The sequence below is a fragment of the Paracoccus fistulariae genome, assembly GCF_028553785.1.
Taxonomy (GTDB): Bacteria; Pseudomonadota; Alphaproteobacteria; order Rhodobacterales; family Rhodobacteraceae; genus Paracoccus; species Paracoccus fistulariae.
Window position 1 is genome coordinate 1,865,296 of record NZ_CP067136.1, and the last position, 14,206, is coordinate 1,879,501.

Sequence of the window (14,206 nt, forward strand, 5' to 3'; positions counted from 1 at the left end):
GATCTCCGTTATCGGGCCGTATCCAGACCCTGCAGCCAGACCGGCGGCTCGGCAAAGGCGTCGGCAATGTGATCCACGAACAGGCGCGTCTTGCGCGGCATCGGCCGGATCGGCGGCCAGACGACGCTGATCGGCAGCTTCTGCTGCGGCAGATCGGGCAGCACGCGCAGCAGATCGCCGCGGCGCAGGGCGTCATGCACGATGAACAGCGGCAGCAGCGCCACCCCTAGCCCGCCAAGGGCCATATCGCGCATCGCCTCGCCATTATTGGCGGTGATCCGGCCGGCTTCGGGCGGCTCGACCCCGTCAAAGGGCCAGATATCGCCCAGCCGCGCATTCAGATAGCCGATGGCCTTGTGATGGCGCAGATCCTCGGCACTGTCGATGGCGCCATGCATCGCCAGATAGGCCGGGCTGGCCACGATCGCGCGCGGATCTTCGCAGATGCGGCGCGCCATCAGGGTGCTGTCCTTCAGATTGCCGATACGGATGCCGACATCAAAGCCGCCGCGCGCCAGATCGGTCAGTTGGTCATTGTAATCCAGCACGATCTCCAGATCCGGATGCGCCCGCGCGAAACCCGCGATGACCGGGCCAAGATGGCGGATGCCAAAGCTCATCGGGGCGGCAATGGCCAGCTTGCCGCGCAATTCGGTCTCGGTCCCGGTCACGCTTTCGGTGGCGGCGATCAGTTCGGCCAGCGCCGGGCGCAGGCGGTCGGCCAGCACATAGGCGCTGTCGGTGGGCGTGATCCGGCCCGCATTGCGGGTAAACAGGGGCACGCCCAGCGTCGCCTCGAAATCGCTGATCCGTTTGCTGACCACGGATTTCGACAGATCCGCCCGCGCCGCCGCGCCCGAGATGCTGCCCGCATCCAGCACCGCCAGAAAGGTTTCAATATCGGTAATGGTCCAATTCATCCGCTTACCATATCGGCTTCCATGACGTTCGCAAGAACAGAACGCGGCGTTATGCAAGCGACGCCTCGCCCGAACGGGCAGGGCGGTCCATATTGATCCCAAGCATTCGAATTAAAGGAGCAGCCACATGCAGCTGACGGGAATTCACCACCTGACCGCGATCACGGCTGACGCGGCGGGCAATAACCGCTTTTACACCGATACGCTGGGCCTGCGTCGGGTCAAGAAAACGGTGAATCAGGACGACACATCGGCCTATCACCTGTTCTTCGCGGATGGCGCGGGATCACCCGGATCGGATATCACCTTCTTCGACTGGCCGGTGGGTCGCGAACGCCGGGGCACCCGGTCGATCAGCCGCACCGGCCTGCGCGTGACTGAGGGCAGCCTTGACTACTGGGCCGGTCGTCTGGCCGATCTGGGCGTCTCGACCGGCAAGATCGAGACGCTGGACGGTCGCGCCTCGCTGGATGTCGAGGATCCCGAAGGCCAGCGCCTGCGCCTTGTCGGGGCCGATCAGCCCGCAGGTCAACCGTGGGAGCGCAGCCCCGTTCCGGCCGAACATCAGATCCACGGCCTTGGCCCGATCACGATCTCGGTCCCCGAACTGGCCCCGACCGAGGCGCTGCTGACGCAGGTGATGAACATGCGCAAGGTCCGCGACTATGCCAGCCCCGATGGCGCGGGGCAGGTCCATGTCTTTGCCATGGGCGATGGCGGTGCCGCCGCCGAATTGCATGTCGCCGTGCAGCCCGACCTGCCGATTGCCCGTCAGGGCGCGGGCGCGGTGCATCACGTCGCCTTCCGCGTGCCGGACAAGGCCGCGCTGACGGAATGGACCAACCGCGTCGGCGGTTATCGCGTGCCCAATTCGGGCGAGGTCGAGCGTTACTACTTCCGCTCGCTCTATTTCCGCGAGCCGGGCGGAAACCTGTTCGAGCTGGCCACCGACGGCCCGGGCTTTGACGTGGATGAGCCGCGCGACACGATGGGCGAAGCGCTGTCCCTGCCGCCGTTCCTTGAGCCCAAGCGGGCGGCGATCGAGGCTGGTCTGAAACCGCTGGATTAAGATAGGGTTGCCGGGGGCCATCGCGCCCCCGGCAATTTTTCAGGGATCACAGCATGACCACCAAAATTCTGGGTATCAGCGGCAGCCTGCGTCGCGCCTCTTTCAATTCGGGCCTGCTGCGCGCGGCGCGCGACCTGGCGCCCGACGGGGTGCAGATCGACATTGGCGACATCCATCAGGTGCCGCTTTATAATGGTGATGAGGAAGAGGCCCAGGGCCAGCCCGCCGCCGTTCAGGCGCTGAAGGACCAGCTTGCCCAGGCCGATGGCCTGCTGCTGTCCAGCCCGGAATATAACAACAGCCTGCCCGGCGTGATGAAAAATGTGATCGACTGGATGTCGCGCAAGGAAGGGCTGGAGATGTTCAAGGGCAAGCCGGTGGCAGTGATGGGCGCCTCTCCGGGCGGGTTCGGCACGGTCCTGGCCCAATCCGCGTGGGAGCCTGTGCTGCGCACCCTGCGGACCGCGCCCTGGTGGGAAGGACGTCTGATGGTGTCGCGCGCAGGTGGGCTGTTCGATGACGACGGCAATCTGACCGATGACAAGACCCGCAAATCCGTCGCCGATTTCGTGGCGGGTTTTGCGGCCGCCGTCGCGCGCTGATCGGCGCCGGATGGACAGGCTAACGGCCGACCGCGTCTTTGTGCAGGTCGTGCGTCAGGGCAGCTTTGCGGCGGCGGCGCTGCGGATGGGCGTCTCGGCCGGGCAGGCGTCAAAGCTGGTCTCTCGGCTTGAATCCGATCTGGGGGTGCGGCTGTTGAACCGCACCACCCGCGCCTTGGCACTTACCGCCGAGGGAGAGACCTATTTCACCCGCATCGCGGCAATTCTGGATCAGCTTGACGACCTGGATGACAGCCTGCGCGATACCGGCCGCGTGCCGCAGGGGCCGCTGCGGCTGACCGCGCCCCTGACCTTTGGCACGGTTCAGCTGATGCCCGCGCTGGCCGAATTCGCGCGGCTTCATCCGGCGATCCTGCTGGATGTCACCTTTACCGACAGTCGGCTGGGTCTGGCCGAACATGGCTTTGATGCCGCGATCCGCGTGGGCGAGCCGCAAGATTCGGCGCTGAAGCTGCACAAGCTGGGGGTGTTGCGGATCCAGTTCGTCGCCTCGGCCGATTATCTGCGCGCCCGTGGCATTCCGCGCCGCCCCGAGGATCTGCGCGACCATGACATCATCACCGACACGAATTTCCCGCGGCCGGATGAATGGCTGTTCGGCGGCGATGCGCCCCTGTCGCTGGAACTGCGGGGCCGGTTGCGCCTGTCCAATGCCGAGGCCTGCGTGATCGCCTGCGCCGCCGGTCTGGGCGTGGCGCGCCTGCCCGATTTCATCTCGGCCCCGGCAATCCGCGACGGGCGGCTGGTCGAGGTTCTGCGCCGCTTCCAGCCCGCCAGTTCCGGCATCTATGCGCTGACCCCGGCGGGGCGGCATATGCCGTCGCGGCTGCGTCGGCTGATCGGCTTTCTGCAGGACAGATGGGGCCGTGACCACGATTGGGCCAATTGATTCCAAACCGGAAGGAATAATCTTCCAAAATCACGGATTATCGCCAAAGCGCGCAAGGCCTACATGCATGTCAACCTCAGAACACGGCCCGAAGCGGGTCGGAAAGGAACGATATGCTGCAAGACCTGAACACCCGTCTGAACAATCCCGGCCTTGGGGCGCTGATCCTGCGCGTCACGCTGGGCCTGCTGTTTCTGGCCCATGCCTGGTTGAAGCTGGTGGTCTTCACACCCGCAGGCACGGCGCAATTCTTTCAATCCATCGGCCTGCCCGGCGCCCTGGCCTATCTGACCATCGCGGCCGAGATCCTGGGCGGGATCGCCCTGCTGACCGGCTTTCAGGTGCGTCTGGTCGCGCTGGCGCTGATCCCGCTGATTCTGGGCACGATCATCTTCAGCCATGGCGCCAACGGCTTCTTTTTCAGCAATGAGGGCGGTGGCTGGGAATATCCCGCCGTCTGGGCGGTCGCGCTGCTGGTGCAGGCGCTGATCGGGCCGGGCGATGCCGCGATCACCCGCGACTGACCCGCCCGATCGAAAGAAGGCCCCGCAGCAATCGCCGCGGGGCCTTTTCGTCAGGCTTCGACAAAGACATCCGCCCATTCGGGATGCTTGCCCGCCTTGTCCACCACGTAAGAGCAGCGCGGAATGACCTTGAAGCCCCTGTTGCGCGCATCGTCGATCATCGCCTGCACCAGCGCCGAGGCCGCGCCCGTACCCCGCAATTGCTGCGGGGCAAAGGTGTGATCGGCGCTGAAGGTGGCAGGGCCGCGACGGGTCATGACCAGTTCCGCCTCGCCCTCGGTGCCGTCGATGCGGGCGACATAGCGGAATTGCCGGTCGTCCTTATCTTCCCTTGTGACGGTGATCTGTGTCATCTCAGCCCTCTTTCATCCAGTCAGCGGCAAGGGTCAGATCGGCGGCGCCAAGCTCATGCCCGCCCTGCACGATCTGCGCATCCAGATCGGCCCCGCTGTCGCGCAGCCAGTCATTCAGGCGCGGCGCATATTGGCCATAGGGATCGCGCGCCCCGGTCAGTGTCAGCACCTTCACCCCGGACAGATCGACCTGCGGCAGATCCTCCAGCACCGCCATCGGACGGATCAGCACGGCCCGTCTGATCAGCCCCGGATGCAGCGCCATGATCGCCGCCGCGAAATTCGCGCCGTTGGAATAGCCCAGCACCGTGGTCCTGTCCGGGTCCAGATCATAGGCCGACTGCGCGCCCTGCCAGAAACCGGCAAAGGCCTCGGCCTCGGATCGGATATCCTGCTGATCGAAGGTGGTCATCGAATTGCGGCGGAAGAAACGGGCGATCCCCTCTTCCGTCGAACGGCCACGCAGACCCAGTAGGGTCGCGCCCGGCGCAATGCGATTGCCCAGCGGCATCAGGTCGGATTCGTTCCCGCCGGTGCCATGCAGCAGCAGAACGGTCGAGCCATCGGGCGCCTCGGGCTGGCGCAGGCGATGTTCAAAAGGCAGATCGCGCATCGGTATCCTTTCCTCGCCCGGACGGGCGAATTGCGGCAGCCGGACCCGCAGGTCGGTGGTGTCGTCGAAATGGGGCGGAACCATCAGCGTCCGGCCCAGATCATCAGGGCTTTCGTCAACGGCCATGCCGGGGCCATCGGTGGCCAGTTCGATCAGCGTCTCGCCGGGTTCGCGGACATAAAGCGACTGGAAATATTTGCGGTCGTGATAGGTCACGCCACTGTTGCGGCCCGACAGCGCCTGTTGCAGACCTTCCAGTTCCGGCACATCGGCCACCCGCAGGGCGACGTGATCGACCACCCCGGTCCCCGGAATCCCCGGCACGAAGCCCGAGGCATCGCGGATATCCAGCACATCGGTATCCGAGACCATGCGCGTCAGCCCGCCCTCGGCCGCGTCCTGACGAAAGCCGAATTGCGACAGGAAATGGATGGTCTGCTCGGGCACCTCGCTCCAGATCGTGACGGCGCGGATCGCGGCGGGCGCGGCGGGCCAGCCGGTATCGGGCATGTCCGTGCCGACCAGCTTGACGATGATGCCATCGGGATCCTTCAGCCGCAGCACCGGTTCGCCGAATTCGCGACCCGGCCCCTCGACCTGCAGACGGTGCTGCATGGCGCGGGTCAGCCAGTCGCCGATGCGGCCACGCGGAATCGCCAGCGAAATCTCGGCCACCTGACCATGGCCGACGCGACCGCGCGCGCCGCCCTGCCAGGCCAGAAAGCTGATCAGCGATCCGGGGCTGCCCTGCGGATCGCCATAGAACAGGTGCAACTGGTCGGCATCCTCGAACCCGGCGGTCTGCTTGACCAGCGACAGGCCGATGAAGCCCATCCAGAAATCGACATTCGCCTGAATGTCGCGGGTGATCGCCGTTACGTGATGGATCCCGCTTGTCATGTGACACCTCACTTTCAATACCTTGCAGCTAAGATGAAGATTAAGCGGCGGCTCTGCCACCTGAATCGCACGCAACCCGATGTTCGCGAATGCCGAACGCTTTCGCGCTTGGCCGTTCCCCGCGAAACGGAATAGGCTGGACAAAACCACCGGAGGATCACCATGAGCTGGAACCCTGCCCTGACGCCCGGTTGCCCCGATGAGATCGGCCCGGACGCGATCGAGACCCTGATCATCCCGCGATCCCGCGACCTTGGCGGGTTCGAGGTGCGACGCGCCCTGCCTGCACCCAAGCGACAGATGGTCGGCCCCTTCATCTTCTTCGATCAGGCCGGCCCGGCGGAGTTCCTGACCGGTCAGGGCGTCGATGTGCGCCCGCATCCCCATATCGGTCTGGGCACGGTGACCTATCTCTATCGCGGCGATTTCCACCATCGCGACAGCATCGGCAGCGACCAGATCATCCGCCCCGGCGCGCTGAACTGGATGGTGGCGGGCAAGGGCGTCACCCATTCCGAACGCACCTCGTCTCAGGGCCGGTCGGGTCCGCACAGCCTTTACGGCATCCAGACCTGGATCGCCCTGCCCGAACAGCATGAGGATATGGAGCCGACCTTCGAACATCACGGCAAGGAGGAATTGCCCGAGATCCGCGATCAGGGGATCGAGGCGCGGCTGATCCTGGGCAGCGCCTATGGCGAAACCGCGCCCGCGCAGATGTATTCCGAAACCTTCTATCTGGATGTGACGCTGGCCGCAGGCGCGCTGTTTCCGATGCCCGACAATCACGAGGATCGCGGGATTTATGTCACCGAGGGCTCGGTCCTGATCGCGGGGCAGGAATATCAGGCCGGGCAGATGATGATCTTCCGCCCCGGCGACAAGATCACCGTTCAGGCGGGCGAACGCGGGGCAAGGCTGATGGCACTGGGCGGCGCGACGCTGAACGGGCCGCGCTATATCTGGTGGAATTTCGTCGCCTCATCGCGCGAAAAGATCGAAGAGGCGAAACGCCAATGGCAGGCAGAGCGTTGGGGACAGGGGCTGTTCGATCTGCCCCCCACCGACCGCGACGAACATATCCCGCTTCCATAACAAGGATTTCAACGATGGCCGTCAAATCACCCGAAGAGGTGCGCGATTTCTGGTTTTCCGAAAAGATGTCAAAGCTGTGGTTCGAAAAGTCGGACGAGGTGGATCAGCGGATCAAGGACGATTTTCTGGACAGTTACGAGGCCGCCCATGCGGGCAAGCTGGAACATTGGATGAAGACGCCCGATGACGCGCTGGCGCTGATCATCACGCTGGACCAGTTCCCGCGCAATATCTTTCGCGGCAGCGGGCGGGCCTTTGAAAGCAACGATATCGTGCTGGATTACGCCCGGCGCGCGCTGGAACAGGATTACGATCAGGCGGTCGAGGCGACCCCGCGCCAGTTCTTTTACCTGCCCTTCATGCATAGCGAGGATATCGAGGATCAGAACACCTCGGTGAAGCTGTACGAGGCCCTGGGCAATGAAAACTCGCTGCGTTTCGCCATCGCCCATCGTGACGTGATCGAACGCTTCGGCCGCTTCCCGCATCGCAACGCCCCCCTGGGCCGCGACAGCACCCCGGAAGAGATCGAGTATATGGAAAACAACAAGGGGTTTTAGGGCAAGATCCGTTGGCGCTGGACGCTGCCCGATGCTGAAACTATCAGGTCATCATGGATCACCCCAAGGAACCTTTGGCGCTGCGGATCGGCCGCGAATTGGCGCGGCGCATCGTCTCGGGCGAAATCGCGGCGGGCACGCGGCTGCGTCAGGATCACATCGCGGCCGAATTCGGCGCCAGCCACGTCCCCGTGCGCGAGGCGTTTCGCCAGCTTGAATCGCAGGGGCTGGCGAAAAGCGAGCCGCGTCGCGGATTTCGCGTCGCGGGCTTCAGCCTTGATGAGCTGCGCGAGATTTCCGAGATGCGCGCCGCGCTGGAGGTTCTGGCCCTGCGCAAGGCGGCGCCGCATCTGACCAAGGCCATTCTGGATGAGGCGGAAGAGGCCACCCGCGCCGGCGAACGCGCCCGCGACGTGCAAAGCTGGGATGCCGAGAACCGCCGTTTTCACCGCCTGATCGTGACGCCCTGCCGGATGCCCCGGCTGCTGAAAACCATCGACGATCTGCAGGTCGCAAGCTCTCGGTTTCTGCTGGCGGGCTGGCGCACGGCATGGGAGGCGCCGACCGATCGCGACCACCGCGCGATCCTTGCCGCCCTGCGTTCGGGTCAGGTCGAGACGGCGGCCGCGCTGCTGGGCCGGCATGTGCAATGGACCGGCAAGAACCCGAAAAAATTCGGCTGAGGCTGCCGCATCGCCTGCATCCTTGTTTCCGGGGCCGGTTTATGGATAACTCTGATACGAAAAAACGCAGAATTATCTATAATTCGAAAAGGACCAATGATGTCTGAGCCGACCACCACCCATGGCCCGCTGAACCTGCAAAACCAGTCCCTTGGCCTGCAGATCGGGGCCGTCTTCCTGGGCACCGTCCTGCTGGCGCTGTCATCCTATATCGAGGTGCCGATGCGTCCGGTGCCTGTGACCATGCAGACCTTTGCCATCACGCTGATCGGCGCGCTATATGGCTGGCGTCTGGGCGCGATCACCGTGATCGCCTGGCTGGGCGAGGCGGCGGTCGGCATGCCGGTGCTGGCCGGTGGATCGGGCGGGATCGCCCCCTTCATGGGCCCGACGGCTGGCTATCTGTTCTCATTCCCGATCATCGCGGCGCTGACCGGCTGGCTGGCACAGCGTGGCTGGGACGGTCGCAACCTGCCGCTGGCCTTTGCGGCGATGCTGCTGGGCAACCTGCTGTGCCTGGCGATTGGCGGAAGCTGGCTGGCCTCGCTGATCGGCTGGGACAAGGCGCTTGCCGCAGGCGTGACACCCTTCCTGATCGGTGCGGTGCTGAAATCGGGTCTGGCGGCGATGACGCTGCGCGTGATCCAGCGCCGCACGCTGCGCAATGGCGCGTAAGAGCCTGCCATGACGGTGCGGCTTCGCCCGCATCACCTGCTGTGTTTGCTGACCTATATCGGCAAAGGCTACAGCCCCGCTTTCATTGCGGGGCTGACCGAGATTGCGCGGCGCGTGAATGCCGGGGAAGAGGTCGTGATCGTCACCGGCCCCGACGATATCTGCGCGCCGCTGCTAGAGGATCCCGACGCCCATTGCCACAATCCCGGCGTCCAGATCCGCGATGCCAATGCCGCCCGCGATGTCGGCGCGCTGCTGGATCGCGATATCCGCCACGGATTGCGTATGGTGCTGACGCCCGTCCTTGTCGCGCAGATGCGTGCGGCATTCGCAAATCAGGACACCCGTTCGGCCTGCGCGCGCTGTGACTGGGCGGCGCTGTGCTCTGACATCGCGGCGGACGGGTTCGTGGGTGCGATCCTGCAGGCGCAGGACAGCACGGCCGAATAGCCTGCCGCGCGCTTAGTCCAGCCGGTCGCCATGTTCGGCGATCCAGTCCCGCGCGCCCTGCAGCACCGCATCATAGGCCGCCGCCCCGATCATCTGCCCCAGAGCCGTATGCTTGCCGGTAAAGACGCGATCCCCCGCATCGCAGGCCAGCGCGATGCAATCCGTGCCCGTGCCCGTTGCCGCGCCATCGGGCAGCCGCAACCCCGCATCCATGATCGCCGCCGTGCGCGCTTCGGCAATCAGGGTCATCGCCTCCAGCATGGCGGTCTGGTCCAGCGCGGCGTCGATCCGCAGGATGATATTGATCGTGCCGTAATCGGCGCCCTGAGCCGCACGGTGCCGCCCGATCCGTTCGGCATTGCCCAGACCGACCGTCGCAAGCGCCCGCGCCCGGCCATGCGCGGCGGTGCAATAATGGTGCAATTCGCGCGAGGTCAGAAGCGCCACCCCCTGCGCGTCGATCCGCGCCGCCTGCCCCGCCAGCCAGTTCAGCGCGTCAAGCTCTGGCCCCAGATCGTCATTGCGGACGTAGCGGATCAGCACCTGCCGCGCCGTCACGAAACCGGGCCGATAGGGTGCAAAGGACAGCACCCGCATCGGCCTGCCCAGATCGGCGATCAGCCAGGGATTTTCCAATGTGATGTTCACGCGATCTCTCTGCCAGGGCGCCCCGCCTGGGGCGCCCTCAGCCCTGCTGCGCCATACCGTTGGAGTTATTTTCCTCGAATTGCAGGCTGGAGATGATACGCCGCATCTCGGTCAATCGGGCGTCGCTCATCTCACCGGCGACCGAGGCTGTCAAGACCAGCGCGCGATGACCATATTGCACTGTCGTGATGATCTGATGCACGCGGCCCTGTTTGGCATTCCAGCGGCATTCGATTTCAATCGCCGAACGTCCATCAATCAGCAGATCGCGCGGCCCGGCAGACACAAAACCGTCCAGCGCATCCCGGGCCTGTCGGGCCTGTCCCTGGACATATTCCGCAAAGGGCATGCCCATCGGGATCTCATCGCGCGTGATCGTCATGGTCACGCCCGCACCCGTAATGGTTGAGCCGATCACATTCACCGACCGGTCCTGCCAGTCATCAGGTATGTCAATCAGGCCTTCGTTGATCCGATACATATGTCGAAAACGCCTTTTTTGATCTGCAATTTCAGTCCATTACAGCTTGGTATGACTCTAACTTCTTTATCGGGCATTACAACTGCAGGCCCGGATTTTGCCATAGTCCATAAAGTCCTTGTGAATATCTTGCCACCGCAGCAAAGGAACCGGCATTTTTGCGCCTATCTGTTGAATCCAAGTAAGAGACACCCCTATCGGTCACCGCATGGCTCATGCTGGAAAACACCAATATTTGCTGGGCTTTTGTGGGCAAAACGCAAACTGAAGACGCCACATCCCCACATTCCGGGCGAGATTGGCAGAGATATTAGGCAACTAAATCGTTTTGTTCAATATTGCGAATTCCGCCGATGGATCGGGCATTTTTGCTTATTAAATAAGCAAACGGGCCATGCTGCACTGCAGCCAACTGCGCAGCCCATCTGGCAGGTGGGCAGATAACGGAAATCTGTTCCACGCTGAAGGATATGATCCGGATTTGAAACGGCGCGTCGGGACTATGGTTTTCCTGACCCTCACCGCAAGGGCATTACCGGATCTGTCGGCGGCCCAACAGTCGCAGGGCGACATGCCGCAATGCACGCAGAACGGGATAAATGATCATCGCGCGGCGCGGCGATCGCATCAGTCGCGCAAGAGGTCCGCCCCCCTCTGACAGCACTGACAGAATGTGCACCGCCTCCGCGCCATGATATTGCCTCTGGCCAAAGCGGACGACCATGCCCCTGTTCGGATCCACACCACTGTCGATCACCTGAGCAACGCGAGGATCCTGTGATCTAAGATCGATCAGATCGACCCGCCCGACCTGCCGTTGCAGGTTCAGCTTGCGCGCATAGCCGTCGCAAAAGGGACAGGCGCCGTCATAGTAGATCTCGATACTCATCGCCGCTCTTCTATCGCGGTGCGGCCCGCTGCGGAATGGCGGAATGCATCCGGTCGCGGGCCGTCAGACCAGAACATCCTCGGGGCGCGGATCCTGCCCGGACAGGATGGCCTGAAAATTCGCCACCATCCGCTGGATGCCTATGGCAAAGCCATCCGCCGACAGCGCCGCAAGATGCGGGGTCAGCACCACCCGGTCCAGCCCCAGCAGCGGATTATCCGGCCGGATCGGCTCGACCGAGAAGACATCGACCCCAGCGCCGCGCAGATGGCAATTGCGGATCGCATCGGCCAGGTCGGCCTCGACCAGAACCCCGCCGCGCGCGGCATTGATCAGGATGGCATCGGGCTTCATCAGCGACAGGCGCTGGCGGTCGATCAGGTTGCGGGTGCTGTCGCTCAATTCGCAATTCAGCGTGACCACATCAGACGCGGCCAGCAGTTCGGACAGGGGCGCGAAGCAGGCGCCGAGTTCAGCCTCTTCCGCAGCGGTCAGGGGGGTCCGCTTGGTATAAAGGATCTTGCAGGCAAACCCCCGCAACAGCCGTGCCAGCGCCTGTCCGATATGGCCCATGCCGACGATCCCCACCACTCGCCCCGACAGCGTGGCCGAACTGGGACCAAGCGCGGCCTTGGGCCAGTCGCCGCGATGAATGGCCAGATGCCCGCGCGCGATATTGCGATTGACCGCCAGGATCAGGCCCAGCGTGGTTTCGGCCACGGCCACCGAATTGGCGCCTGTGGTGCGCAGCACCCGCACGCCATGTCGCCGCGCGGCGTCCAGATCGATGCCGTCAAAGCCGACGCCCCATTTATGCACCGCCCGCAGCCCCGGCACCGCCATCATCGCCGCCGTCACCGGGGCGTCGCCCGTGATCGCCAGACGGGCACCCTGCAGCGCGGCCAGCCGGTCGGCGGGATCATTCGAGGCGGTGCTGTCAAGCTGCCAGTCAGAGGGCAGAAGAGGCCGGATCCGGTCCAGCCGCGCCTTATCTGCCTGATCCAGCATCACCAGTCTGATCATCCCACCCTCGCCTATATCTTGAACCGCACGCCGGGCCGCGCAAGCCCGCCGCCCTGCGCCATGACCACGCCATCCGCGCGCCAGCAGGCGGCCCCGCAAAGCAGGCCATCCGGGGCGAATTCGATGGCGTTCATCCCGCCGCCGATGGTCTTGACCAGCCGCACCCGATGCCCCCTTTCGCGCAAATCCGCCGCCATCGGGGCATAGGCGGGCTCCAATTCGACCTCATGGCCCTCGGTCCAGATCCGGGGCGCCTCGACCGCCTGTTGCAGGCTCATACCGTGATCGATCAGGTTGACAATCGCCTGCATGGCCGAAGGGAAGATCCGCACCGCCCCCGGCAGGCCAAGCGCAAATCGCGTCTGACCATCGCGCAGCACCATCATCGGCGCCATCGAGGTCGGCACCCGCTTGCCCGGCTGGATCGACAGCGCACGCCCCGGATGCGGATCGTAATTCAGCATATAGTTATTGGGGATGATGCCGGTGCCGGGCACCATGAAGCAGGCGCCGAACAGCCCGTTGATCGTATGCGTGGATGAGACGACATTGCCATCCGCATCCGCGATGGTCAGATGCGTGGTGTCGCGGCTTTCCCGCCCCATCCGCAGCGATGGCCCAGCACCGCCGCCCTCGCGCATCCGCGACAGGCAATCTCGCGCGTAGGATTTCGAGGTATATCGCGCCACCGGCACATCGACGAAATCCGGATCGCCCGAGGCCGCGTTACGATCCTCGAACCCGATGCGGATGACCTCTGCCAGCAGATGCAGGCTTTCAGCGCTGCCAAAGCCCATCGCGCGCAGATCGAAATTTTCCAGCATGTTCAGCATCTGGACGATATGGACGCCCGAACTGGCCGGGGGTGGCGGGCCGACGATCTGATGGCCGCGATAGCTGCCGAAGATGGCGTCGCGTTCAATCGCGCGATAGCCGGTCAGATCCTCCAGCGTGACATGGCCCGCATCTGGGCCGCCCGTCGCCAGACGCGCGACCAGCGCCCGGCCCAGATCGCCGCCATGCAGCGCCTTGGCCCCAAGGCGCGCAATCAGGCGCAGGCTTTCGGCGTAATCCGCCATCACCATCCGGCTGCCCGCCGCGACCGGCTTGCCGCCCGGCAGGAACAGCCGCGCAATTTCAGGATCGGCCAGCAGATCACGCTCATGCTCGCGGATCGCGCCGACCAGGTAATCGCTGACCGTAAAGCCGCGAGAGGCCGCGCGGATCGCGGGCTCGACCACATCGGCAAAGGGCAGGCGGCCATATCTCTGCTGCATCATGTGCCAGCCGCGCAGATTGCCCGGCACCGCCACGGCCGAGGCGCCCACACGATTGCGCCGCCCGACCGTCTCCATGTGATCGGGCGGGCGATCCGACAGCGGCGTGAACATATCCGGCCGCGCGCCCTGCCCGGCCACCGACAGCGCGTCGATCACCACATGCCGACCATCGGCCAGCCGCAGGTGGGTCATCCCGCCACCGGCAATGCCGACCATCATCGGCTCGACCACGGTCAGGGTCAGCAGCGCGGCCACAGCGGCATCGACCGCATTTCCGCCCGCTGCCAGCATCTCATTCCCCGCGGCAGAGCCCAGCGGCGCATTGGTCACGACCACGTCCAGACTGCCCGAGGCCGGGCGCTTTTCACAGATAAAGGGCAGATCGCTCACATGCGGTTTCCGGTGATGATGACAGCCGGGATGGTAAGCCCGCGCGCGGCGCTGCGAAAGTGCCCTTGGCGCAACAAGGGCTTGCAAAGGCGGGAAAACCGGCTCTTGATCGCGGGACCGCCACCAGAAATCGCCGAGGTT

The 14,206-nt window shown here is 64.4% G+C and carries 17 protein-coding genes; 9 read left to right on the forward strand and 8 right to left on the reverse strand.

Annotated elements, in window-relative coordinates; genetic code table 11:
• Positions 1-8 precede the first annotated feature (8 nt).
• Positions 9-920 carry a LysR family transcriptional regulator gene (locus JHX87_RS09210; protein ID WP_271886466.1) on the reverse strand — a complete coding sequence of 304 codons (912 nt, stop codon included), beginning with the start codon at positions 918-920 and terminating at the stop codon, positions 9-11.
• Between the two features lie 127 nt (positions 921-1,047).
• Here JHX87_RS09210 and JHX87_RS09215 point away from each other — a divergent pair, with 127 nt between their 5' ends.
• The 4 genes from JHX87_RS09215 (at position 1,048) to JHX87_RS09230 (ending at position 4,025) form a co-directional block, all read left to right on the forward strand.
• A complete protein-coding gene (locus JHX87_RS09215; RefSeq protein WP_271886465.1) occupies positions 1,048-1,989 on the forward strand; it encodes a ring-cleaving dioxygenase in 942 nt (313 codons plus the stop codon).
• A 53-nt stretch (positions 1,990-2,042) separates the two neighbouring features.
• Entirely contained in the window at positions 2,043-2,591 is a 549-nt protein-coding gene (locus tag JHX87_RS09220) for an NADPH-dependent FMN reductase (RefSeq protein ID WP_271886464.1), read from the forward strand.
• A gap of 10 nt (positions 2,592-2,601) precedes the next feature.
• Positions 2,602-3,501, forward strand: coding sequence for a LysR family transcriptional regulator (locus JHX87_RS09225; RefSeq protein ID WP_271886463.1), 900 nt, complete (start codon positions 2,602-2,604; stop codon positions 3,499-3,501).
• A 113-nt stretch (positions 3,502-3,614) separates the two neighbouring features.
• Positions 3,615-4,025, forward strand: coding sequence for a DoxX family protein (locus tag JHX87_RS09230; protein WP_271886462.1), 411 nt, complete (start codon positions 3,615-3,617; stop codon positions 4,023-4,025).
• A gap of 50 nt (positions 4,026-4,075) precedes the next feature.
• On the opposite strand, the gene JHX87_RS09235 is transcribed toward JHX87_RS09230, so the two are convergent.
• Together JHX87_RS09235 and JHX87_RS09240 are read right to left on the reverse strand one after the other, a co-directional pair.
• The gene (locus tag JHX87_RS09235) at positions 4,076-4,378 is read right to left on the reverse strand and encodes a GNAT family N-acetyltransferase (RefSeq protein WP_271886461.1); all 303 of its coding nucleotides are present in this window, start codon (positions 4,376-4,378) and stop codon (positions 4,076-4,078) included.
• A 1-nt stretch (position 4,379) separates the two neighbouring features.
• Positions 4,380-5,891: a VOC family protein gene (locus JHX87_RS09240; RefSeq protein ID WP_271886460.1), complete on the reverse strand. Its 1,512-nt coding sequence runs from the start codon at positions 5,889-5,891 to the stop codon at positions 4,380-4,382.
• 162 nt (positions 5,892-6,053) lie between these two features.
• Here JHX87_RS09240 and JHX87_RS09245 point away from each other — a divergent pair, with 162 nt between their 5' ends.
• From JHX87_RS09245 to JHX87_RS09265, 5 genes are all read left to right on the forward strand, one after another.
• A complete protein-coding gene (locus tag JHX87_RS09245) occupies positions 6,054-6,986 on the forward strand; it encodes a pirin family protein (RefSeq protein ID WP_271886459.1) in 933 nt (310 codons plus the stop codon).
• A 14-nt stretch (positions 6,987-7,000) separates the two neighbouring features.
• Positions 7,001-7,546: a DUF924 family protein gene (locus JHX87_RS09250; RefSeq protein WP_271886458.1), complete on the forward strand. Its 546-nt coding sequence runs from the start codon at positions 7,001-7,003 to the stop codon at positions 7,544-7,546.
• A gap of 53 nt (positions 7,547-7,599) precedes the next feature.
• Positions 7,600-8,229, forward strand: a complete 630-nt coding sequence (locus JHX87_RS09255) for a GntR family transcriptional regulator (protein WP_271886457.1) — start codon at positions 7,600-7,602, stop codon at positions 8,227-8,229.
• A 99-nt stretch (positions 8,230-8,328) separates the two neighbouring features.
• The gene (locus JHX87_RS09260; RefSeq protein ID WP_271886456.1) at positions 8,329-8,904 is read left to right on the forward strand and encodes a biotin transporter BioY; all 576 of its coding nucleotides are present in this window, start codon (positions 8,329-8,331) and stop codon (positions 8,902-8,904) included.
• Between the two features lie 9 nt (positions 8,905-8,913).
• The gene (locus JHX87_RS09265) at positions 8,914-9,354 is read left to right on the forward strand and encodes a DUF1284 domain-containing protein (protein WP_271886455.1); all 441 of its coding nucleotides are present in this window, start codon (positions 8,914-8,916) and stop codon (positions 9,352-9,354) included.
• A gap of 12 nt (positions 9,355-9,366) precedes the next feature.
• Here the strand turns inward: JHX87_RS09265 and JHX87_RS09270 are convergent, their stop codons facing one another.
• The 5 genes from JHX87_RS09270 to ggt all read right to left on the reverse strand — a co-directional run bounded on the left by JHX87_RS09270 (position 9,367) and on the right by ggt (position 14,065).
• Complete coding sequence (locus tag JHX87_RS09270; protein ID WP_334220898.1) at positions 9,367-10,002, reverse strand: adenosylcobinamide amidohydrolase; 636 nt, start codon at positions 10,000-10,002, stop codon at positions 9,367-9,369.
• Between the two features lie 37 nt (positions 10,003-10,039).
• Positions 10,040-10,483, reverse strand: coding sequence for a DUF1795 domain-containing protein (locus JHX87_RS09275; protein WP_271886454.1), 444 nt, complete (start codon positions 10,481-10,483; stop codon positions 10,040-10,042).
• A 532-nt stretch (positions 10,484-11,015) separates the two neighbouring features.
• Positions 11,016-11,372, reverse strand: a complete 357-nt coding sequence (locus JHX87_RS09280) for a DCC1-like thiol-disulfide oxidoreductase family protein (RefSeq protein ID WP_271886453.1) — start codon at positions 11,370-11,372, stop codon at positions 11,016-11,018.
• 63 nt (positions 11,373-11,435) lie between these two features.
• On the reverse strand, positions 11,436-12,395 hold the full coding sequence (locus JHX87_RS09285; protein WP_271886452.1) for a 2-hydroxyacid dehydrogenase: 960 nt from the start codon (positions 12,393-12,395) through the stop codon (positions 11,436-11,438).
• A gap of 11 nt (positions 12,396-12,406) precedes the next feature.
• A complete protein-coding gene (gene ggt, locus JHX87_RS09290; protein ID WP_271886451.1) occupies positions 12,407-14,065 on the reverse strand; it encodes a gamma-glutamyltransferase in 1,659 nt (552 codons plus the stop codon).
• Positions 14,066-14,206 lie beyond the last annotated feature (141 nt).

Coding starts and splice junctions, on each gene's coding strand:
- JHX87_RS09235 (WP_271886461.1), bottom strand. CDS start 4,378: ATGACACAGATCACCGTCACAAGGGAAGATAAGGACGACCGGCAATTC.
- JHX87_RS09280 (WP_271886453.1), bottom strand. CDS start 11,372: ATGAGTATCGAGATCTACTATGACGGCGCCTGTCCCTTTTGCGACGGC.
- JHX87_RS09240 (WP_271886460.1), bottom strand. CDS start 5,891: ATGACAAGCGGGATCCATCACGTAACGGCGATCACCCGCGACATTCAG.
- JHX87_RS09215 (WP_271886465.1), top strand. CDS start 1,048: ATGCAGCTGACGGGAATTCACCACCTGACCGCGATCACGGCTGACGCG.
- JHX87_RS09275 (WP_271886454.1), bottom strand. CDS start 10,483: ATGTATCGGATCAACGAAGGCCTGATTGACATACCTGATGACTGGCAG.
- JHX87_RS09265 (WP_271886455.1), top strand. CDS start 8,914: ATGACGGTGCGGCTTCGCCCGCATCACCTGCTGTGTTTGCTGACCTAT.
- JHX87_RS09285 (WP_271886452.1), bottom strand. CDS start 12,395: ATGATCAGACTGGTGATGCTGGATCAGGCAGATAAGGCGCGGCTGGAC.
- JHX87_RS09210 (WP_271886466.1), bottom strand. CDS start 920: ATGAATTGGACCATTACCGATATTGAAACCTTTCTGGCGGTGCTGGAT.
- JHX87_RS09230 (WP_271886462.1), top strand. CDS start 3,615: ATGCTGCAAGACCTGAACACCCGTCTGAACAATCCCGGCCTTGGGGCG.
- JHX87_RS09250 (WP_271886458.1), top strand. CDS start 7,001: ATGGCCGTCAAATCACCCGAAGAGGTGCGCGATTTCTGGTTTTCCGAA.
- JHX87_RS09220 (WP_271886464.1), top strand. CDS start 2,043: ATGACCACCAAAATTCTGGGTATCAGCGGCAGCCTGCGTCGCGCCTCT.
- JHX87_RS09255 (WP_271886457.1), top strand. CDS start 7,600: ATGGATCACCCCAAGGAACCTTTGGCGCTGCGGATCGGCCGCGAATTG.
- JHX87_RS09225 (WP_271886463.1), top strand. CDS start 2,602: ATGGACAGGCTAACGGCCGACCGCGTCTTTGTGCAGGTCGTGCGTCAG.
- JHX87_RS09260 (WP_271886456.1), top strand. CDS start 8,329: ATGTCTGAGCCGACCACCACCCATGGCCCGCTGAACCTGCAAAACCAG.
- JHX87_RS09245 (WP_271886459.1), top strand. CDS start 6,054: ATGAGCTGGAACCCTGCCCTGACGCCCGGTTGCCCCGATGAGATCGGC.